The 21,610-nt window shown below is 50.6% G+C and carries 16 protein-coding genes and 3 pseudogenes; all 19 read left to right on the top strand.

The window, feature by feature from the left end:
- Positions 1-2: 2 nt before the first annotated feature.
- Positions 3-1,882: pseudogene (gene dxs / locus DWX91_RS03270) on the top strand (1-deoxy-D-xylulose-5-phosphate synthase).
- A gap of 42 nt (positions 1,883-1,924) precedes the next feature.
- A pseudogene (locus tag DWX91_RS03265) lies at positions 1,925-2,772 on the top strand (TlyA family RNA methyltransferase).
- On the top strand, positions 2,769-3,638 hold the full coding sequence (locus tag DWX91_RS03260) for an NAD(+)/NADH kinase (protein WP_117796395.1): 870 nt from the start codon (positions 2,769-2,771) through the stop codon (positions 3,636-3,638). The pseudogene DWX91_RS03265 and the gene DWX91_RS03260 overlap by 4 nt, the downstream one beginning before the upstream one ends.
- 14 nt (positions 3,639-3,652) lie before the next feature.
- Complete coding sequence (argR, locus tag DWX91_RS03255; RefSeq protein WP_022359930.1) at positions 3,653-4,102, top strand: arginine repressor; 450 nt, start codon at positions 3,653-3,655, stop codon at positions 4,100-4,102.
- Positions 4,103-4,161: 59 nt separating this feature from the next.
- Positions 4,162-5,829, top strand: coding sequence for a DNA repair protein RecN (gene recN / locus DWX91_RS03250; RefSeq protein WP_118472076.1), 1,668 nt, complete (start codon positions 4,162-4,164; stop codon positions 5,827-5,829).
- 175 nt (positions 5,830-6,004) lie between these two features.
- Entirely contained in the window at positions 6,005-6,907 is a 903-nt protein-coding gene (locus tag DWX91_RS03245; protein ID WP_118472075.1) for a DUF2156 domain-containing protein, read from the top strand.
- 508 nt (positions 6,908-7,415) lie between these two features.
- Entirely contained in the window at positions 7,416-8,387 is a 972-nt protein-coding gene (locus DWX91_RS03235) for a Fic family protein (protein ID WP_412693817.1), read from the top strand.
- Positions 8,388-8,435: 48 nt separating this feature from the next.
- Entirely contained in the window at positions 8,436-8,783 is a 348-nt protein-coding gene (locus tag DWX91_RS03230; RefSeq protein ID WP_118472073.1) for a hypothetical protein, read from the top strand.
- A 106-nt stretch (positions 8,784-8,889) separates the two neighbouring features.
- Positions 8,890-9,219: an MATE family efflux transporter gene (locus DWX91_RS17845; protein ID WP_347475003.1), complete on the top strand. Its 330-nt coding sequence runs from the start codon at positions 8,890-8,892 to the stop codon at positions 9,217-9,219.
- On the top strand, positions 9,201-10,250 hold the full coding sequence (locus DWX91_RS03225) for an MATE family efflux transporter (protein WP_412693816.1): 1,050 nt from the start codon (positions 9,201-9,203) through the stop codon (positions 10,248-10,250). The genes DWX91_RS17845 and DWX91_RS03225 overlap by 19 nt, the downstream gene beginning before the upstream one ends.
- Positions 10,251-10,258: 8 nt before the next feature.
- Positions 10,259-11,275, top strand: coding sequence for an alpha-hydroxy-acid oxidizing protein (locus DWX91_RS03220; RefSeq protein WP_118472071.1), 1,017 nt, complete (start codon positions 10,259-10,261; stop codon positions 11,273-11,275).
- A 49-nt stretch (positions 11,276-11,324) separates the two neighbouring features.
- Positions 11,325-12,512, top strand: a complete 1,188-nt coding sequence (locus DWX91_RS03215; RefSeq protein WP_118472070.1) for a phosphopentomutase — start codon at positions 11,325-11,327, stop codon at positions 12,510-12,512.
- 43 nt (positions 12,513-12,555) lie between these two features.
- Positions 12,556-13,337 (top strand): annotated as a pseudogene (gene udp, locus DWX91_RS03210) (uridine phosphorylase).
- Entirely contained in the window at positions 13,330-13,752 is a 423-nt protein-coding gene (gene cdd, locus DWX91_RS03205; protein ID WP_118293287.1) for a cytidine deaminase, read from the top strand. Before udp ends, cdd begins: the two are co-directional and overlap by 8 nt.
- 231 nt (positions 13,753-13,983) lie before the next feature.
- Positions 13,984-15,960 carry an RsiV family protein gene (locus DWX91_RS03200; protein WP_118472068.1) on the top strand — a complete coding sequence of 659 codons (1,977 nt, stop codon included), beginning with the start codon at positions 13,984-13,986 and terminating at the stop codon, positions 15,958-15,960.
- Positions 15,961-16,099: 139 nt separating this feature from the next.
- The gene (locus tag DWX91_RS03195) at positions 16,100-16,426 is read left to right on the top strand and encodes a cupin domain-containing protein (protein WP_107000176.1); all 327 of its coding nucleotides are present in this window, start codon (positions 16,100-16,102) and stop codon (positions 16,424-16,426) included.
- 186 nt (positions 16,427-16,612) lie between these two features.
- A complete protein-coding gene (locus tag DWX91_RS03190; RefSeq protein ID WP_118472067.1) occupies positions 16,613-17,797 on the top strand; it encodes an exonuclease SbcCD subunit D in 1,185 nt (394 codons plus the stop codon).
- The gene (locus DWX91_RS03185; protein ID WP_118472066.1) at positions 17,794-20,595 is read left to right on the top strand and encodes an AAA family ATPase; all 2,802 of its coding nucleotides are present in this window, start codon (positions 17,794-17,796) and stop codon (positions 20,593-20,595) included. Before DWX91_RS03190 ends, DWX91_RS03185 begins: the two co-directional genes overlap by 4 nt.
- 50 nt (positions 20,596-20,645) lie before the next feature.
- Positions 20,646-21,503 carry a glycerophosphodiester phosphodiesterase family protein gene (locus tag DWX91_RS03180; RefSeq protein ID WP_118472065.1) on the top strand — a complete coding sequence of 286 codons (858 nt, stop codon included), beginning with the start codon at positions 20,646-20,648 and terminating at the stop codon, positions 21,501-21,503.
- Positions 21,504-21,610 lie beyond the last annotated feature (107 nt).

Below are 21,610 nucleotides of genomic sequence, written 5' to 3'. Positions count from 1 at the left end.
GAATGGTATTAGATACGATAAAAGGACCGGAGGATGTAAAACGGTTGAGCGAGGAAGAACGCAAGGAACTGGCGGCGGAAATCCGCGAGTTTCTGATCGAGACGACAAGCCGGACAGGCGGTCATTTGGCGTCCAATTTAGGCGTGGTGGAACTGACGATTGCAATGTTCTGCGCGCTGAATCTTCCGAAGGATAAGATTATCTGGGATGTAGGGCACCAGTCCTATACGCACAAGATTTTAAGCGGGCGGAAGGATAATTTTGATGGACTGCGCCAGTATGGGGGCTTGAGCGGTTTCCCGAAGCGGAAGGAAAGCCCGTTTGATGCGTTCGACACGGGACACAGCTCGACTTCGATTTCGGCGGGGCTTGGTATGGCACAGGGGCGAGATCTGCTGGGCGAGGATTATTCGATCGTTTCCGTCATCGGGGACGGCGCGCTGACCGGCGGCATGGCATATGAGGCGCTCAACAATGCGGGACGGCTCAAGACGAATTTTATTATTGTTTTAATGATAATAATATGTCCATTTCGGAAAATGTCGGCGGTATGTCGCGGTATCTGAATAATCTTCGTGCAGATGAGGGCTACAATCTGTTGAAGAAGAATGTGGCGGGCACGTTATCGCGGATCCCGATGATCGGTTCGGATCTGGTCGGCACGCTGCTCCGGACAAAGAACAGCATCAAGCAGCTTCTGATTCCGGGCATGTGGTTTGAAAATATGGGAATCACGTATCTGGGACCGGTGGATGGACATGATATTAAGGGGTTGATCCGTATTTTCAGCGAGGCGAAAAAGATCAACCGCGCGGTGCTGATCCATGTGATTACGAAAAAGGGCAAGGGATACCGTCCGGCGGAGAAGAATCCGTCGGCATTTCACGGAGTTGAACCATTTGATATTGAAACGGGAAAACCGCTCCGGAAAAAGGAACATCCGGGCTATACAGATGTATTTTCCAGAGAAATCTGCCGTCTGGCAGCGGAAAATCCGAAGATCGTGGCGGTGACAGCGGCGATGCCGGATGGAACGGGGCTCAAACGGTTCTCGAAAGAATATCCGGACCGCTTTTTCGATGTGGGAATCGCGGAGGAACACGCGGTTACCTCGGCGGCGGGTATGGCGGCAGCCGGTCTGAAACCGGTGGTGGCGGTGTATTCGTCCTTTTTACAGAGGGCATATGATCAGGTCATTCACGATGTCTGTATCCAGAATCTTCCGGTTGTGTTCTGCGTGGATCGCGCGGGACTGGTCGGAAGCGATGGGGAGACACATCAGGGTATTTTTGATCTGACATTCCTCTCCTCTGTGCCGAATATGAGCGTGATGGCGCCGAAGAACCGCTGGGAACTGGAAAAGATGCTGCAGTTTGCTATCTCCTACGATGGACCGATTGCGATCCGTTATCCGAGGGGCGAGGCGTACCGGGGCTTGAAAGAATTTCTGGCACCGGTCGAGTATGGCGTCAGCGAGATGTTGTATGAGGAGAGAGGGACGGCGCTTCTGGCAGTCGGAAGCATGGTCAGCACGGCAGAGCATATCCGGGAGAAATTAAAGAGTGCCGGGCAGCCGTGTACGCTGGTCAACGGGCGGTTTGTGAAACCGATGGATACCGACGTGATCGACCATCTGGCTGGAACGCATCATACGATCGTGACACTGGAGGAAAATGTCCTGCGCGGCGGTTACGGCGAGCGGGTGACGGATTATGTACAGAAGCATTATCCGCAGATCAAGGTAGTTAATATAGCGTTGCCGGATGCCTACGTCGAACACGGAAATGTGTCGGTGCTCCGGAATGAGCTGGGAATTGACAGTGATTCGATTCTGGCGCAGCTGAAACGTGAAGGTGTGCTGCAGACTGACGCGGAAGCATGATGGGAAACAAAAGAGTGGCAGCAGCGGAAGGAAGAACATAGAATGAAAGAACGGTTAGATGTACTTCTCGTCAAGAGAGGTCTGGCAGAATCCCGTGAGAAGGCGAAAGCGATCATCATGTCCGGGATTGTATATGTAGAAGATCAGAAAGAAGACAAGGCGGGTACGACCTCGATGAAAATGCGAAGATCGAGGTACGTGGATCTACCTTAAAATATGTGAGCCGCGGAGGTCTGAAACTGGAGAAGGCGATGACGCATTTCGGAGTGACGCTGGATCGAAAGGTCTGTATGGATGTCGGCGCGTCCACAGGTGGATTTACCGACTGTATGCTGCAGAATGGCGCGGTCAAGGTGTTTTCGGTCGATGTAGGACATGGACAGCTGGCGTGGAAACTTCGCAATGATCCGCGTGTGGTCTGCATGGAGAAGACAAACATCCGTTATGTGACACCGGAGGATATTGGCGAGCCGGTAGATTTCTCTTCGATCGACGTTTCCTTTATTTCCCTGACGAAGGTTTTAGGTCCGGTAAAGGAGATTTTAAGTCCGGGCGGTGAGGTGGTTGCACTGATCAAGCCGCAGTTCGAGGCGGGACGTGAGAAAGTCGGAAAGAAGGGCGTTGTCCGCGAGAAGAGCACGCATCTGGAGGTCATTCAGATGGTGATGGCGTATGCGGCGGAGATCGGTTTTGAGATCCGGAATCTGGAATTTTCCCCGATCAAGGGACCGGAGGGAAATATCGAGTACCTCCTGTATCTGCATAAACCGGAGCAGGCATCGGAGGAAACTGTGACTGGTGAGGAAGCACTTGCAAAAGCGGAAAAAGAGTGTCCGGTTTCATCGGAACAGGTTGTTGAGGAAGCTCACATGGAGTTAGACAAAACATGAGAAATTTCTATCTGATTGTAAACCGCGAAAAGCCGCGCGTAGAGGAGGCCGCCGATCTGATTTGCAGCTTTTTTGCAGAGCAGGGCTGCCGCTGCATTCGCCTGGACCGTCACGACGGGCTTCGACGGGATGTTGGGGTGATACCGGCGTATCGCTATACGGATCGTCGGACCGTGCCGGAGGACACAGACTGTGTGATCTGTCTGGGCGGTGATGGAACGTTGATTCAGGCGGCGCGTGATCTGGCGGGACGGAAGATTCCACTGTTTGGCATCAATATGGGGCATCTGGGGTATCTGACGCAGATTGGGCATGAGGAGGACATTCTGCCTGCCATGCGGGATCTGATGGAAGATCACTACCGTCTGGAAAGTCGGATGATGATCAAGGGGTGCGTGATTTCTGGCGGGAAGGTTGTTATGGAGGATATCGCCCTGAATGATATTGTCCTGAACCGTATGGGAATTGATGCGTTCCGGTTTGAGCTGGCTGTCAATGGACAGCTGTTTAACGAATATTCGGCGGACGGCATGGTGGTTGCGACCCCGACCGGTTCGACGGCATACAACCTGTCAGCGGGCGGTCCGATCGTGGCGCCGGAGGCGGAACTGCTGGTATTGACGCCTCTCTGCCCGCATTCACTCAATTCGCGCAGCATCGTTCTGCCGCCGGATAGCCATTTGAGTCTGCGGATTCAGACGACCGGGCGGACGAAGGTTTCGCTGAGCTTTGACGGCGATACGGTGGTTGATATTGAGCCGGGTGATACAATCGAGATAGCAAAATCAGAGATCGAGACGACATTGATACAGCTCAAACAGGTGCCATTTTTGGAAAATATACGGAACAAAATGAAACAGATATAAAAGGAGTCAGAGCCATGAAAATGGAACGTCACAGCAAGATTGTGGAATTGATTGGAAAATATGAGATTGAAACGCAGGAAGAGCTGGCGGAATATCTGAATAAAGAGGGATACAATGTCACGCAGGCAACGGTTTCCAGGGATATCCGGGAGTTAAAGCTGTCTAAGATCCAGACAGAAAACGGCGGACAGAAATATGCGGTTTTCCATCCTCAGACGGCGTTCAATGATAAATATACCCGTATTCTGCACGATAGCTTCGTTTCCATGGATATGGCGCAGAATATCCTTGTCATCAAGACGGTGTCAGGCATGGCGATGGCAGTCGCGGCAGCGCTCGACGCCATCCATTTTTCAGAGATTGTCGGCTGCATCGCCGGGGACGATACGGTCATGTGTGCAGTCCGTACGGTGGACGATACGATCGTTCTGATGGACAAGATCCGCAAGCTGATTGCGGGATGAGGGAAGGTGGGTTCACGCATTTTTTGCGGGAACCGCTGATAAGGAGGAACGGAAAGCGGATGCTTTATCATTTACGAGTGAAAAATCTGGCTCTGATCGATTCGGCGGAGGTGGAGTTCGGGGACGGACTCAACATTCTGACCGGTGAGACGGGAGCCGGAAAATCGATCATCATCGGTTCGGTCCAGATCGCGCTGGGCGGAAAAGCACCGAAAGAGATGATCCGCCGGGGTTGTGACAGCGCCTACATTGAACTGGTTTTCTCCATCGATGATGAGAGAAAGCGCGAGCAGCTGAAGGAACACGATGTTTACCCTGATGAAGAGGGAATTTTAATCATTTCTAAGAAAATCACACCGACCCGGAGCATCAGCCGCATCAACGACGAGACGGTAACGGCTGCAAGGCTGCGGGAGATCACGGGTCTTCTGATCGATCTGCACGGACAGCATGAACACCAGTCGCTGGTGAATGCGTCAAAACATCTGGAAATCCTCGATGCGTATGGCGGGGAGAAACTTCTCCCATTCAAACAGAATACGGAAGCTGCCTATCGCTTGTATATGCAGTTAAAACAGAAATGTGCCGCATTTGAATCCGATCAGGAGACGAGACTGCGGGAGATGGATTTCTGCCGGTTTGAGATCGAGGAGATTGAGAATGCCGCGTTAAAGGATGGCGAAGAGGAAAAGGTGGCAGCCGATTTTAAGCGGTTTTCCAATGCCAGACGGATCGCTGAGAGTCTTTCACAGGCATATGACGCGGTGTCCGGCGATGCGGTGTCGCGGGCGTTCCGTGAGATCGATGGTGCGATGGCATTTGACGAGGGATTGAAGGGGATCCGTGACGAGCTGTGCGATGTAGATTCCCTTCTTTCGGATCTTTCCAGGGAGATCGCCGGATATATGGACGATATGACCTTTGACGAAGCGGCATTTCGGGAGACACAGGAGCGGCTTGACCTGATCCGGAGCCTGGAAACCAAGTATGGGAAGACGATCCCGGAGGTACTTCAGGCGTTGGAAGAAAAGAAAGCGCGACTGCAGGAACTGGAGAATTACGATGAACTTCGAGAACAGGCGGAAAAAGAACTGGAACAGGCGGAAGCAGTACTGAAAGAACATTCCGAGGCATTGTCAGCAGCGCGTAAGCAGTTTGCCGGGGAGCTGGTGGAGAAGATCGCAGACGGGCTTCGGGAACTGAATTTCCTTGATGTGCAGTTTGAGATGGAGTTTAGGCGGCTGGATCATTTCACGGCGGGCGGTATCGACGAGCCGGAATTCCTGATTTCCACGAATCCGGGCGAACCGGTTCGGCCGCTCGGTATGGTGGCGTCCGGCGGTGAGCTGTCGCGTATCATGCTGGCAATCAAGACGGTGCTGGCGGAGACCGATCAGGTTCCAACGTTGATTTTTGATGAGATTGACACCGGTATCAGCGGGCGGACTGCACAGATGGTATCGGAGAAGCTGCGGATCCTCTCCAAATGCCGTCAGGTCATCTGCATCACGCACCTGCCGCAGATCGCGGCGATGGCGGACCAGCACTTCGAGATCCGCAAATCCGCGTCCGATGGACGGACGGCAACCTCCATCCGCGCCTTAGACCGCGAGGCGATGGTGGACGAGCTTGCGAGACTTCTGGGCGGCGCGGAGATCACCGAGACCGTGCGGCAGAATGCGGAGGAGATGAAGAGGCTGGCAAAGAAGCGGAAGCTGGAGGTGTGATTATAAATTAAATATAAGATTCGGATTCAGAAAAATGTCGCGTAAGGCGGCATTTTTTTGATCCCCAGATACCAATTAGGTCGAAGTTTGACCGTTTGCGTCGAAGTGGTTTTGCCGCAGCTGTACTTTTCTTCTTCTTTGGTGAGAAAGTAGATGCAGGGGAGGAGAGCAACGCATGATAAAATTTGAACCATTGACACCGGAGAAGTTGATTGGTCTGCAGCCGTATTTTTCGCTGCGCCCGACGGACTGTGCAGAATCCCATTTTGCCTATCATCTGCTCTGGAGACCTTATTATGAGACAAAATACTATGCGGACGAAAAGGGGCTTGTGTGGCTTCAGAAGATCGATTATGATGAGCAGGCGACGATGGTCCCGGTCTGCGGCCTGGGGCATATGCGGGAAAACTTTGACCGTCTGCAGGCATATTTCACAGCAATCGGTGTGAAAATGCATATGTATCTGGTGGATGAGGCGGCGCTTGGAGCGATTCGTCCGGATCCGGAGCGCTATGAGGTGCTGGAGGATCGGGACAGCTTTGACTATATTTATTCCGGGGAAGAAATGCGTGTTCTTCCCGGAAGAAAATATTCAAAAATGAAAAACCGGATTTCGCGATTCCGTCGGGATTACGGGGAAACGGCAGAGTTTGTGATCCTGAATCCGGAGGATGAGGGCGAGATACGGACGTTTCTGGAACGCTGGTCTAAGAATAAGGAGAGCGACGATGATCTGAACCGGCTGGACAGCGAAGAGCAGGGGATCTTTGAGACAATCCGTTTTGGACGCGAGGCGGGGATCACGATGGCGGGAGTCCGGATAGGAGGAACTCTGGAAGCATTTTCGATGGGAACGATGAATCAGGAGAGAAATATGACTGTTACCCATGTGGAAAAGGCGAATCTGGAGTTACGCGGGCTTTATAATTACCTGGAAAAAGAATTTTTAACGCACGTTTATCCGGAGGTGGAATTTGTAAACCGGGAAGACGATATGGGACTTGAAAATCTCAGGCGGACGAAAGAGAGTATGCATCCGGTTCGCCTGGAGAAGAAGTATACGATTTTAGAGCGATAATCATAAAGATTAGAGAATCAGGTAATTCAGTGTGGTAAATGTCAAAAAATTCGGTTCGGGTATTATTTTGATATATCATATAAGAAATTTGAATTAGAAGAAATTAGGGGATGTGAAAAAACTCGATTGAGTTTTTTCGCATCCCCTTTGATATAAATTTGTACCTTAAAAATTTAACACGATATATAAAAACATTGGATTTTCTGGTAAAATATAGGTAAGATTTTGTGAGGTGATCCATATGTCTTTTGTTAAAAATGATAATCAACAACTTACTCTTTTAAATAGCACTTTCAATCTTACAGAAGATAGAATTATAAGACTATGAAGCGAGGTAGTGGATATGGAAAAAGACCCGTTTAAGGAATATTTGAGGGAGTCTGAACCGGATAAAGCTTATAAGGGATATGCTTGGAGTACGGCAATTGGACTTCAGGCGGTGGACGGACTCAAACCATCTAAATATTTGATTGATACTGCCATTCAGAATATTGAAGGAAAAATCACGATGAAGGAAGCACAGAGTCTTATCGACAGTTACTATGAAGAAAGACCAGTGCATTTGTCCGATGATGAGCGTACCGAAGAAGCAGATAAGGTTTCGTCCCGTATCGCAGAAATTCTTTCTGAAACAGCGTTTTCATTTTCGCCAAACGAGTATGTATCTATCCACCGTAAACTCTTTCAGGGTATTTATAAACACGCCGGAAAGATTAGAGATTACAACATTACAAAGAAAGAATGGGTGCTTGATGGGGCAACTGTTATGTATGGCAGTGCTTCAGAACTGAGAGCCACACTTGAATATGATTTTTCGCAGGAGAAGGATTTTAGCTATAAAGGGCTTTCAATGGACGAGATTATCCATCATCTTGCGGTATTTGTTTCAAGGTTATGGCAAATCCATATCTTCGGGGAAGGCAATACGAGAACAACAGCAGTGTTCTTCATCAAATATTTAAGGACGCTTGGGTTCTCTGCAACCAATGATATTTTTGCAGAAAATGCCTGGTATTTCAGAAATGCACTTGTGCGTGCAAACTATACGAACCTGCAAAAAGGCATTCACGAAACAACAGAGTATTTGGAAGCGTTTCTCAGAAATTTGCTTTTGAACGAGAAAAATGAGCTTTATAATCGAAATCTTCATATAGGTGGACTTTTGAACGAAGAAAAAGTGGACATTGGGGACACAAAAGTGGATGTTGAGAGTGGAAAAGTGGACATTCGAGACAAAAAAGTGGATATTGAAAGTTTACTTTTCGAAAAAAGTAGTGATTTCTCGGCAAAAACGACGATTCATATCCATAGACTTTTTGAGAAGTTTGGCTTTGATGAGGTGTTTGGAAGAAGTGCAGTTATGGAGCTTCTTGAGCTGAAAGGTTCAGGTGCTTCAAAACTTCTTTCCAATTTGGTAAAGGCAGACATTATTGAATCAGTATCCGGTCATGGAAAAGGAAAATATAAATTCAAGAAGTAGTTTAGGTATTGTAGAATTTCCACTCATCGAGTGGAAATTTTGCTTAATATGATAGAGATATTTTCCAGAAATCCGGATTTCATTATATTGGAAGATGATACAGTTCTCACATCGCTTCTGATAGATGATGAAATATCTAGTTTGTCGGCAATCCTTTTAAATGAAGCGTATTATGAGTTGCTAAAAACCGGACAAAAGATGGTTGATGGCATTCCGGTATTAAGTCCGACTTGCCTGATACCATTTAAGGCGAAAGCGTGGCTGGATTTAAAAGAACGCAAGTTAAATGGAGATCAGGTTGACAGCAAAAATATAAAGAAACATAAAAACGATGTGTTCCGATTAGCACTGTTAATCACAGCCAATGGGCTGCACACTCAGCGCAAGAAGTATTGAGAATTTGCTGGCAGTCGGCTATAATGAGATCGAGAACATGTGCGTGCAGAGGGGCGATGAATAGTCATCGACTGTGTGCATAAATATGATTAATTTTGGGGGTTTTATGGGGGCTGAAAGCAAAACGAGGATGACAGAGGGAAGTATCTCTAAGAAGATTATTTTATTTGCCATACCATTGTTTCTGGGGAATCTGTTTCAGCAGCTGTATAATACAGCGGATTCCCTGATTGTAGGTAACTATCTTGGCAGCAATGCGCTGGCAGCAGTCAGTTCGTCAGGAAACCTGATTTTCCTGATGGTAGGTTTTATTAACGGTATTGCCATGGGAGCAGGTGTGGTAATTGCCAGGTATTATGGGGCGAAAAACAAGGATTATCTCCAGAGAGCGATTCATACAACCACAGCCTCGGTCTGGTGGCCGGAATCACACTGACGGCTGCGGGAATGTATCTGGCACCGAAGATTCTGGTACTGATGGGAACACCGGCAGATGTACTTCCGGAATCGATTGTATATTTTCAAACCTATTTTGCAGGTTCTCTGGGTGTAGTCATGTACAATATTTTCGTGGGAATCCTGCAGTCGGTGGGGGACGGCCGCCATCCGCTGATCTATCTGATTATTTCCTCCTGTGTGAATGTGGTGCTGGATATCTTCTTTATCGCAGGACTTGGCATGGGAGTGGGATCGGCAGCCCTGGCAACGGCTATATCCCAGTTTGTCAGCGCGATTCTCTGTATGGTGCATCTGATGCGGGTGAAGGAAGATTACCGGCTGGAGCTTAGGAAGATTTGTTTTGACAGACATATGCTGAGGCAGATTATTCAGAATGGTGTACCTTCCGGTTTCCAGAACTCAGTCATTGCCATAGCCAACGTGTTTGTACAGTCCAACATCAATGCATTCGGTAAAATGGCCATGGCAGGCTGCGGAGCTTATTCTAAGGTAGAAGGTTTTGCCTTCCTGCCGGTGACCTGCTTTACTATGGCGATAACTACCTTTGTGGGACAGAATCTTGGGGCAAAGCAGTATGACAGAGCAAAGAAAGGTGCGAAGTTCGGTATCCTCTGCTCCATCTCCATTGCAGAACTGATTGGTATCACCATATATACGGCGGCACCGGTGCTGATTGCAGCATTCAACCGTGATCCGGATGTGATACATTATGGGGTGATGCAGGCCAGAACCATTGCGTTGTTTTATTGTTTATTGGCATTTACTCACTGTATCGCGGCTGTACTCCGGGGTTCCGGCAATGCTGCCGTGCCCATGATCGTTCTGCTCTGTGTATGGTGTCTGTTCCGTGTCAGCTACATCACACTGGCAGTGCGTCTGATTCCGGATATCCGGGTCATATTCTGGGCATACCCACTGACCTGGAGCATCAGCTCCGTGATTTTCCTGTTTTTGTTTTTAAGGGGAAATTGGGTGCATGGATTTGAGAAAAAAGTGACAGGGAGGTAACCAGATTAATGAATTATGCAGAATGTTTAGAACTGGCAAGAGGAAAAATGGGTAATTACTGCAAGGCCTGTCCGGAATGCAACGGAAGAGCCTGCAAAAATCAGATGCCGGGTCCGGGAGCCAAAGGAATCGGAGATACGGCGATTCGGAATTATGACAAATGGAAGGAAATCCGTGTCCAGATGGATACACTGGTGGAGAAACGTCCCATCGATACCTCTCTTTCGTTGTTTGGAAAGAATTTTCAGTATCCGTTTTTTGCAGGTCCGGTGGGAGCCGTGAATATGCATTACGGCGATTCACTGAATGATGTTTCTTACAATGATATATTAGTTTCTTCCTGCGCAGAGTTTGGAATTGCTGCTTTTACAGGAGACGGAATGGACAGCAATGTGATGGTGGCAGCCACGGAAGCCATCAAAAAGGTAGGGGGACTGGGAATTCCTACAGTGAAGCCATGGAATGTGGCGATGATTCGTGAAAAGATGGCGCTTGTCAAGGATGCAGGTGCTTTCGCGGCTGCCATGGATATTGATGCGGCAGGTCTTCCATTTTTGAAAAATTTCAATCCGCCGGCCGGAAGTAAATCAGTGGAGGAACTTCGTGAGATCGTGAAGGAAGCAGGAGTACCTTTTATTGTAAAAGGAATTATGACGGTAAAAGGTGCTTTGAAGGCTAAAGAGGCTGGTGCAGCAGCTATCGTGGTATCTAACCATGGAGGAAGAGTCCTGGATCAGTGCCCGGCAACTGCAGAAGTTCTGGAGGAAATAGCAACGGCAGTGGACGGTTCCATGAAAATCTTCGTGGATGGCGGAATCCGTTCCGGTACCGATGTATTTAAGGCATTGGCACTGGGGGCAGATGCGGTTATCATAGCCAGACCTTTCGTTACAGCTGTCTATGGAGGAGGCCGAGAAGGGGTCGAAGCTTATATCCAGAAGATTGGAAGTGAGCTTGCAGATACCATGGCTATGTGCGGCGTATCTTCCCTTTCTGAAATTACCCGCGACTGTGTGAGAGTGTAAAAAAGTAAACTATCAAATATAGCAAAAATTAGTAGAAAGGGTGAGTGATATGCGTTTTAAGCGAGTGTTTGTAATCGTACTGGATTCCCTTGGAATCGGTCCCATGGCGGATTCGGCCAGATTTGACGATGCCGGTGCGGATACGCTGGGGCACATCTCAGAAACAGTGGAACATCTGGATATTCCGAATCTGCAGAGATTGGGGCTTGCCAATCTCAAGCCCCTTAAGCAGGTAAAGCCGGCAGAACATCCGGAAGGATATTTTATGGCGATGAATGAGGCGAGCAATGGTAAGGATACCATGACCGGTCATTGGGAGATGATGGGCATCCGGACGGATAAGCCATTTATCACATTTACAGAGCATGGATTTCCCAAGGAACTGATTGACGAACTGGAAAAGCGCTGCGGCAGAAAGATAATCGGCAATAAGGCAGCCAGCGGAACGGAGATTCTGGAGGAGCTGGGTGAACAGGAAGTGAATGAAGGAAAGCTGATTGTCTATACATCAGCGGATTCTGTGCTTCAGATCTGTGGCAATGAGGAAACCATGGGACTTGAGACCTTGTATCATTACTGCGAGATTGCCAGAGAACTGACTATGCGGGATGAGTGGAGAGTTGGCCGTGTTATCGCAAGACCCTATGTGGGTAAAAAACGCGGCGAATTCAAACGGACAAGTAACCGCCATGATTATGCTTTGAAACCCACCGGACCGACGGCGCTGAATGCACTGAAGGATGCCGGATATGATGTGATTTCCGTTGGAAAGATTAACGATATCTTTGTGGGAGAAGGGATAACAGAAAGCAATCATTCCGACAGCAGTGTACATGGCATGCAGCAGACCATCGATATCGCAAAGCGGGATTTCAAGGGACTTTGCTTTACCAATCTGGTAGATTTTGATGCGTTATGGGGACATCGCAGAAATCCGGTGGGATACGGGGAAGAGATCGAAAAATTTGATAAAAAGCTGGGAGAGCTTCTGCCGCTGCTCCGTGAGGACGATCTGCTGATTCTGACGGCGGATCATGGAAATGATCCGACCTATAAGGGAACGGATCACACAAGAGAGCAGGTTCCGTTTATCGCATATTCACCATCGGATACGGAAAGTGGGAAGCTTGATACAAGTGACACCTTTGCCGTTATCGGCGCGACCATTGCGGATAATTTTGGTGTCAGAATGCCGGAGGGGACCATCGGAACTTCTATTCTGGATCAGATAAAATAAATGACATTGGACTTGAAGTTAAAAACAGAAAGGCGGCGATTATATGGTTGATTATACAGAAGGAACGGGAAAACAGTACCACACAGGAATCGGCCCGGAGGATATCGGCGGATATGTCATCATGCCGGGGGACCCCAAGCGATGCAAGAAGATAGCAGAACATTTTGAGAATCCGGTGTTAGTTGCGGATAATCGTGAATATACCACATATACGGGAACATCGATGGGGTAAAAGTCAGTGTGACGTCAACCGGCATCGGTGGTCCGTCAGCGGCTATCGCTATCGAGGAGTTATCCAAGTGCGGAGCCCATACTTTTCTGCGTGTGGGCACCTGTGGAGGTATGCAGGAGGATGTACTGGGCGGAGATATCGTAGTTGCAAGCGGAGCTATCCGCATGGAAGGAACCAGCAGAGAGTACGCTCCCATTGAGTACCCGGCTGTTCCCCATGTGGATGTTATGAATGCCATGATCCGTGCAGCGAAGAAGCTGAAGTTCCGCTGTCATGCGGGCGTTGTACAGTCGAAGGATTCCTTCTTTGGACAGCATGAGCCGGAGGTGATGCCGGTCAGCTATGAGCTTGAAAATAAGTGGCAGGCATGGCTTCGGATGGGATGCCTGGCATCGGAGATGGAGTCAGCAGCATTGTTTATCGCAGGCAGCTTCCTTCGGGTGCGTGTAGGTGCCTGCTTCCTGGTTCTGGCTAATCAGGAGCGGGCGAAAAAAGGTCTGTCCAATGAACAGGCCCATGATACAGAGGCAGCAATCCGGACAGCGGTGGAAGCCATCCGTATCTTGATTCAGGAGGATGCGAAGAATGAATAATGAGAGGATAGAAACACTCATCGAGGAAGCATTCGCAGCACGGAAAATGGCCTATACACCCTATTCTCATTTTCAGGTGGGGGCGGCTCTGCTGACTGAAAAAGGCGGGATTTACCGTGGCTGCAATATTGAAAATGCGGCCTATACACCGACAAACTGCGCGGAACGCACTGCCTTTTTTAAGGCAGTCAGTGAGGGTGAACGCAGCTTCACAGCGATTGCAGTTGTGGGAGGCCCGGAAGGAGCTTCGGAATTTGACTGGTGTGCGCCCTGTGGCGTGTGTCGTCAGGTGATGAAGGAATTCTGCCATGAGGATGCGTTTCAGATCATTCTGGCACGTTCGGTGAAGGAATATAAGGTCTATACACTGGCGGAGCTTCTACCGATGGGATTCGGACCGGATAATTTGCAGTAGGAATGCCGATTGCCTCATAAAGCTGGTATGCAGGTGTCAAAGACCCGCGCACTGTAATCTTACAGTTTCATTAATATAACTTAATATATTGGAACACCTTTTGACATTGCAAAAAAAACAGGGTACACTGTATGACAGGCGGGGATGGATTCACCATTTCCGCCTGTATTCAGAAGAAAAAGCGGACGCAGGTCCGATGAAAAATAGAAAAAGTGTGGGGAGTTTGGACGGATGGCTCAGAAAGAGTGGAAACGGGAAGAAATGAAACAGAATCAGGGAAGAACAGAGCAGAACCAGAGAAAAAAGGTTCAGAAAAAGACAGGGTATAGGGCAGTGCTGGCGGCTTCGATGTTTTTGATTGCTGCTTCGGCAGCCCTGTCAGCGTGCAAAAAATCACCGGCGGCTGAGACAACAGCGCAGACACAGGCGGCAGAGGAAACGGAGGGCGCGGTCAGCACGGCGCTCGGAGCGGCGGATCGGGTGCTGGAGGAGAATGGCATGCTGTACCTCAAATACCGCACGGAGATCCGTTCCCTTTCGAAGGAGACAGGCGAGATGAAGACGCTCTGCCAGTTTGACACAGGAGATGAAAACAGCACCTTCTGGGTCTACGGAGGCGGGCTGTATTTTGATCGGATACAGGCGGAGAGTGGCAGCACACAGGGCACGGAGCTTTATGGGCTGTACCGGCTGGATTTGGAGAGCGGTGTGGAAGAGCATTTAGCGGATCTGACGGATCAGCCGTCGGTGCTCTATGCGTCAAAGAACCGCCTGTATGTCAAGGGTTACAACATGAATGTCATTTATATGCTCGATGAGAATGGCAAAACAGCGGGAGAGTTGTCACCGTCAGACACGATCTACGGGGAGATTCCGGCAGGCTGCAGCGAGCTGTTTAATGGGATTCTTCCATATTATATGGAACAGTTTGGGTATATGCCGGTGCAGAATGAAACCTGCCTGGTGATTGCGGATGTGGACGGCAGCCATCCGAGGGAGATTTCGGATATTACGAATACATCGTCGGTGCTGTTTGCGAAGGACGCATTCTTTGCCCTGCTTCGGGATGGCAATGGAAATACGCAGTGTTACCGCTATGAGGTCTCTGACCCGGAAAAACGGACGCTTTTATATGAGACGGCGGAAAATATCAGCCTGGTGCAGTATCAGGACGGATATTTGTACCTGATGGAAAATCAGGCGTCCCAGATCAGCACGGGAAAATTTTCGTTTAAGCGGATTGCGGCGGATGCTAAGGCAGATGCAGCGGCAAATGCCGCCGAGGCGCAGAATGCGCTTTTTACGGTCGAGGAAGAGCCGGGCATGACGAATGATTTTTCTATGTATGGTAATTTTTATGTGACGGGAAATCAGGCATACTGCCAGCAGTTTAAGGATTACGGCGTTTATCTGGGAGAAAAAACGCTGGATGATGCGGCAGGCGGGGAAGTGACATTGTTAGAGCCGGTTCTGTTCCAGTCTCCGATCCGGGAGCTGGGGCATGTCGAGGCGCAGTCGGAGACGTTAAAGAGTGCGGATGGAAGCCGGGAGCTGGGAAGTGTGTACGCAGAACGGCTGGTATTTGACGGAGAGGGCGATGCGGTCGAGGCGATGAACCAGACGATGCAGGAGCTGCAGGCGTCGGTTCTGTCGGCGGCGCGGACGGATTCCATGAATCTTGATACGGAGATGAGCATCGATACGGCGGAATCGGACGGATCGGAGGAAGAGACACTTCCGCAGGAGGCGGATGCAGCGCAGCCGGTCTATTCGATGGCGCTTACGATCGACGGAGATGACGCGATTACGTATCTGGATGATCATTATGTCTGTGTCCGTGCGGATGGATACGAATATACGGGCGGCGCACACGGAACGCCGTTCCGCCAGTATTTTGTCTTTGACCGGGAAACGGGGGCACGCCTGTCTTTGAGCGATGTGGTTGAGAATCCGGTGGAGGAGCTGCAGGCGAAGGTTGGTGCGGCATTCCGGGAGCTGGCGGAAAAGACAAATTTTGCCTTTGAATCACCGGAGGATCTGGAACATACGGTGGCAGACGGCATCAGCTACGAATCGCCGTTTTATCTGAGCGAGACGGGCGTGGTTTTCTATTATGCGCCGTATGAGATTGCATCGTATGCGGAAGGATTCCCGGAGGTAACAATTCCGTACAGCGAGTTAGAAATGCGGATTGAACTTAGCAAGTAGGAATTTTCTGAACTGCAACAAATGCGGATTGCCCTTAAGTAGAGAGCTTGAAGTTGAGGAAAAAATCGCTTATAATACTCCATAGAAAAACAGTGTCGAACGAATCTGAAAGAATGGCACAGGATGAGGAGGAAACAGCATGAAGACAGTTGTTAAGGAAAATGCGAACGGCGGTAAAGGACAGGTAGTTGTAAAATACATTCTGGATGACAATGAGTTAAATGCAAAATGTAAGATGTTTGCCGAGGTAACCATCGCACCGGGATGTTCCCTGGGCTATCATGAGCACCACGGCGAGAGCGAGACGTATTATATCATCAAGGGACAGGGCGAGTACGATGATAATGGAACGAAACGTCCGGTTACCGTCGGCGATAAGACCTTCACGCCGGATGGCTGTGGTCATGGCATTGCCAATACCGGAGATGAAGATCTGGTCTTTATGGCATTGATCCAGCTGGATTAAGAGTGAAGAACAAAACAGAAAAAGGTAACGGTTCACAGTAACCAAAAAAGGCGCTGGCACGGGAAGTGGTTCGATGTGTCGGCGCTTTTTGCCATATATGTCCGGAAAATGTCTATATGTTTAAGCGGAAAAAATTGGAAATCAAAAAAACAGTGGATCAAAGAAAGAAAAAGGAGGTGTGCCTGCGTGAAACTATTTCATCTTTCTGATCTGCATATCGGGAAAATGTTAAATGGCTATAGCCTGCGCGAGAGCCAGAAGAATGCGTTTTTGCAGATACTTAAATATGCGGAGGAAGAGAAGCCGGATGCGATTCTGATATGCGGGGATATTTATGATAAATCGGTCCCGGCGGGGGAAGCGTATACGCTTTTTGACTGGTTTCTGACCGAGCTATCCGGGCGCTGTCCGGGAACGGAGATCCTGATCATTGCGGGAAATCACGATTCACCGGAGCGGCTGGCGTATGGCGCATCGTTTCTGGCACGCCACCAGATCCATATCGCGGCGCTGCCGCCGGCAGATCGGACGGAGTATTTAAAGCAGGTCACACTTACAGATGAGTGGGGACCGGTTCATTTTTATCTGGTACCGTTTATCCGTCCGGGTCATGTGCGCCATTTGTTTGACACCAATGGTTATACCGATGCATTCCAGAAACTCCTGGCGCGGGAGACGATCCGGAAGCAGGAGCGCAATGTGGTTCTGGCGCACCAGTTTTTTGTCTGGAACGGTCAGAATCCGGAAACCTGCGATTCGGAGACGGCGGTGCTGACCTCCGGAGGATTGGATGCGATCGATGCGTCGGTGCTGGAACCGTTTGAATATGCGGCGTTAGGGCATATCCACGGGGCACAGAAGGTAGGGCAGGAGCGGTTTTGCTATTGTGGGACGCCGTACAAATATTCGATCAGTGAAGAACACCATCAGAAGGGGATCACGGTGGTGGAACTGGGAGAAAAAGGAAGTGAGCCTCAGATCCGCCGTCTGCCGATTCTCTGCCATCCCGATGTAAAGCGCGTGCGGGGGACACTGGAAGAACTCAAGCTGCTTTCAGATACGATGGAAAAGATGCCGGATGGAAGCGGACGCGCGGACGCGTATGTGAGCGTGGTCCTGACGGACGAAAAAGAAATGTACGATTTCCGGGAGCGCCTGGAGGAGTTATTTGCGCATATTTTGGAGATCCGGGTGGACAATGAGAGGACGCGGAAACGACTGGAGGAAGAACCGGAGGAAACAGGGGCGGTGACGCCGTTTCAGGCATTTGCCTCTTTTTATGAGGCGGTGCGCCACTGCCCGATGACAGAGGAACAGGAGACGATTCTGGCGCGCATGGTGGAAGAGGCAGAGGAGGAGGAACGCGTATGAAACCGAAGCTGCTTACAATGTCGGCGTTTGGCTCTTATGGGGGCGTGACGCAGATTGATTTCGAACGGGCGGGGACGGGATTGTTCCTGATCACGGGCGATACGGGGGCAGGCAAAACGACGATCTTTGACGCGATCTCGTTTGCGCTCTACGGGGCGGCGAGCGGCGTCGGGAGAGAGGGCGCGATGCTTCGCAGCCAGTATGCACCGGAGGACGCGGAGACCTGGGTGGAACTGACGTTTGAGGATAAGGGGCAGGATTATACGATCCGCCGCAGTCCGGCATACACGCGCCTCAGCAAGCGGAAAAATAAGGACGGCGCATACACGGCGACGAGTGTGGCGCCGAAAGCGTCTCTGCTTTTGCCGGATGGAAGTGAGATGTCCGGCCGGATCCGTGAGATCGATGAGAAGATCCGGGCGATCGTGGGCGTGGACCGCGATCAGTTTTCGCAGATCGCGATGATCGCGCAGGGCGAATACATCCGTCTGCTCCATGCATCCTCCAAAGAAAGAAAAGAGATATTTTCGCGCATTTTCCATACCGGGATCTACGGTAGAATCCAGCAGAAGCTGCGGGAGGCAGATCGGACGCTGTATGGAAGGCTGGAGGATAACAAGACCCGGTGCGAGGAAGTCATCCGGCAGGTGACGGTTCCCAGGACGGAGGAGGCGGTAGCTCCGGAGTGGGAAGAAAGATGGCAGTCTTTGAAAGAGCGGTACCGGACAAATGGAGCGGAACTGCTTGCATTTCTGCATCAGTTGTCGGAGGAAAGCCGGAGGATCGAGGAAGAGGCGGGGAGACTGGAAGAGAATGCAATCCAGAAGCTTGCCGCCGGACAGAACCATCTGGAGCTTGTGAAAAAGGAAAAACGGGTACTGGAAGAAAAGAGCCGTTTGGAAGCATTTGGACGGGAGATGGAGGCTAGGCGCCGGGAAGCTGCCGCAGCCTATGAGAGCCGGAAACCGGAGCTGGAGGATCAGATCTGGCGGATGCAGGATGCGCTTCCGCTCTATGCGGAGCAGGAGAAAAAACGGCAGGCATATGAAACTTTGGAACATCAGCGGACGGCTCTGACCCAAAACCTGAAAAAAATGCAGAATCAGCTGGAAACGTGCCGTACACAGGAAGAAATACTTCGAAACCAGGAGCGGGAGGCGGTAGAGGCGCGCGCTGCCCTGGCAGAATGCCGGGGACGGCGGGAGCAGATGGAACGGCGCCAGGCGGTTTTGCAGGAGTTAGGGAAATGCTGTGAAGCGGAGCGGACATGGAGGAAGTCACTGGAAAAACGCCAGGAAAAATTTCAGGCAGCCGCGCGGGCGTACCAGCAGTCAGATCAGTTGTATCAGGACGCGTCCTGCCGCTTTCTGGCGATGCAGGCGGGACTTCTGGCGGCAGAGCTGCAGGAAGGAAAACCGTGCCCGGTCTGCGGCTCGCTGGAACACCCGGCTCCCTGCCGTCTGGAGACAGAGCCGATCCGGGAGGAACAGGTAGAAGCGCTGCGTGCCGGGCGGGATGATGCCGATCAGAAGCAGAGGACAGCCGCTGAGGCGTGCCAGGAGGCGCAGATCTCGCTGGAACATGAGAGCAGACGGCGGATAGAGATCCAGGGAAAACTGTACGGTCAAAATCAGGACAGCCCGGCAGCCCAGCCGGATGTGGATGCTCTGGAGAAGGAGCTACGGCAGATGGCACAGGAAATCCGGCGATGCAGGCAGGCGGAAACCACTTATACTGACCGGATTGCCATGGAAGAAACGATCCGGCAGAAACGGGAGGCGAACGGAGCCGGACAGAAGAAGCTGGAAGCTGCGCTGGAGCTTAAAAGAAGTGAGGTGCAGCAGGTGGCGATCGAGAGCCAGACGAGACGTAATGAGCTGGAGGAACTCTCGAAGCGGCTGGAGTGGAAAGACAGCCGGACACTCCGGGTGGAGCTTGAGAAGCGCAGCCGGGAGCTGGAAACACTTGCAGAGGCGGTGACAGCGGCTGATAAGAAAGCACAGGAGTGCCGGGAAAAATGCCGGGAGCTGGAGGGAAGCTTATCTTCGCTCCGGGAACGTTTTGAAGCAGATTCAGAAACAGAACCGGAAGAAAAAATCCAGCAAAAGATCCGGCACTGGGAAGAGGAAAAAAACCGCTGGTCGCGGCTTCACCGGGAACATGTGTCGGTGCGGACGCGCAACGAGGATGCATATGCGGCACTTCGGGTGTATCTGCAGGAACGGGAGCAGCTTGACCGGGAAAAACAGCAGATCAGCGAACTTTACCAGACGGCGGACGGAAAACTGAGCGGCGCGGCGCGGATCGATTTCCAGACGTATGTACAGCGCCAGTATTTCCGCCAGATGATACAGGCAGCCAACCGCCGCCTGCGCCGGATGACGAAAGGAACCTTTGAACTTCAATGCCGCGGTCTGGCCGATCTGGGAAAACAGGGAGAAGTGGGACTTGACCTGGATGTCTACAGCTTTGTGACCGACCGGGTCCGGGACGTCAAAACATTGTCTGGTGGAGAATCCTTTCTGGCGGCGCTTGCGATGGCGCTCGGCATGGCGGATGTCATCCAGAATGCGGCAGGCAGCGTGAAGGTGGATGCGATGTTCATTGATGAGGGATTTGGTTCCTTGGATGAGGAATCACGGACGCGGGCGGTTCAGGTGCTGCAGGAGCTGTCCGGAGGAAGACGCCTGATCGGCATCATTTCCCACGTGACGGAGCTGAAAGAGGAGATGGGACACAAGCTGGTGGTAAAAAAAGGAAATGGTGGAAGCCAGGTGCATTGGGAGATAGAAGATTAGTAGGACGGCGCAGAGCCGTTGTGTGACGAAAGAAAAGAGGCTATTTACATATGACAATCGTAATTCCAGGGATGGTGACGATATCGCTCTTATCTCTGTTTTACTGCAGTATGCTGCCGGAGACGGGGCGGAAGGCGAGAATGCAGGCATTTGAGCGGCAATACATCGCCCACCGGGGATTTCATGACAACCGGAGCGAATGTCCGGAAAATTCGCTCCCGGCGTTTGAGCGCGCGATCCAGATGGGATATGGGATCGAGCTGGATGTACAGCTGACAAAAGACGGGGTTCCGGTCGTATTTCACGACTGGGATCTGAAGCGGGCGGCGGGCGTTGACCGGAAGATACGCGACTGTACCTTTGAAGAGCTGCAAAGCTATCGTTTGTTTGGTTCATCCCAGACGATACCGGCCTTTGAGGCAGTGCTTGAGCTGGCGGATGGGCGTACCCCGCTTATCATCGAACTGAAAGCAGAGATTGTCCACCGGGAGCTGTGTGAGAAATGCGCGGCGCTTTTAGATTGTTATCCGGGTGAGTACTGCATCGAATCGTTCAGTCCGCTGGCACTCGGCTGGTTTAAGTGCCATCGTCCGAATGTTTTGCGCGGACAGCTTGCGACCAATCACCGCGGCGAGGGATTGAAAACGCCGGTCATTGTGCGGGAGATGCTTACATACTGCATGCTGAACGGATTTTGCAGACCGGATTTCATTGCGTACAACTGCCAGTTCAGCAACACGCTTCCGGTGGAAATGCTGCGTTATTTCTACAAATGTAAGATGGCGGCGTGGACGATTAAAAACCAGGGCGAATTAAACCGGCACCGGAAACAGTTTGATGTTTTTATTTTTGACAGTTTCGAGCCGGATCAATTCGTAAATTTCAACAAAAAACATCCTAAAAGATAGTGAGAAAGTCCTAAATTATGCTGGAAAAGTTGATTTTCTATGAAAATCTGCTATAATGGCTAGGACAATTTAATAATGAGAGATTATTACGAATTCGAGAGGACAAA

The sequence above is a fragment of the Clostridium sp. AF22-10 genome (genome assembly GCF_003478725.1).
GTDB lineage: Bacteria > Bacillota > Clostridia > Lachnospirales > Lachnospiraceae > Otoolea > Otoolea fessa.
The sequence above is the reverse complement of the archived record's forward strand: the minus strand, read 5'-3'. Positions and strand labels throughout refer to the sequence as shown.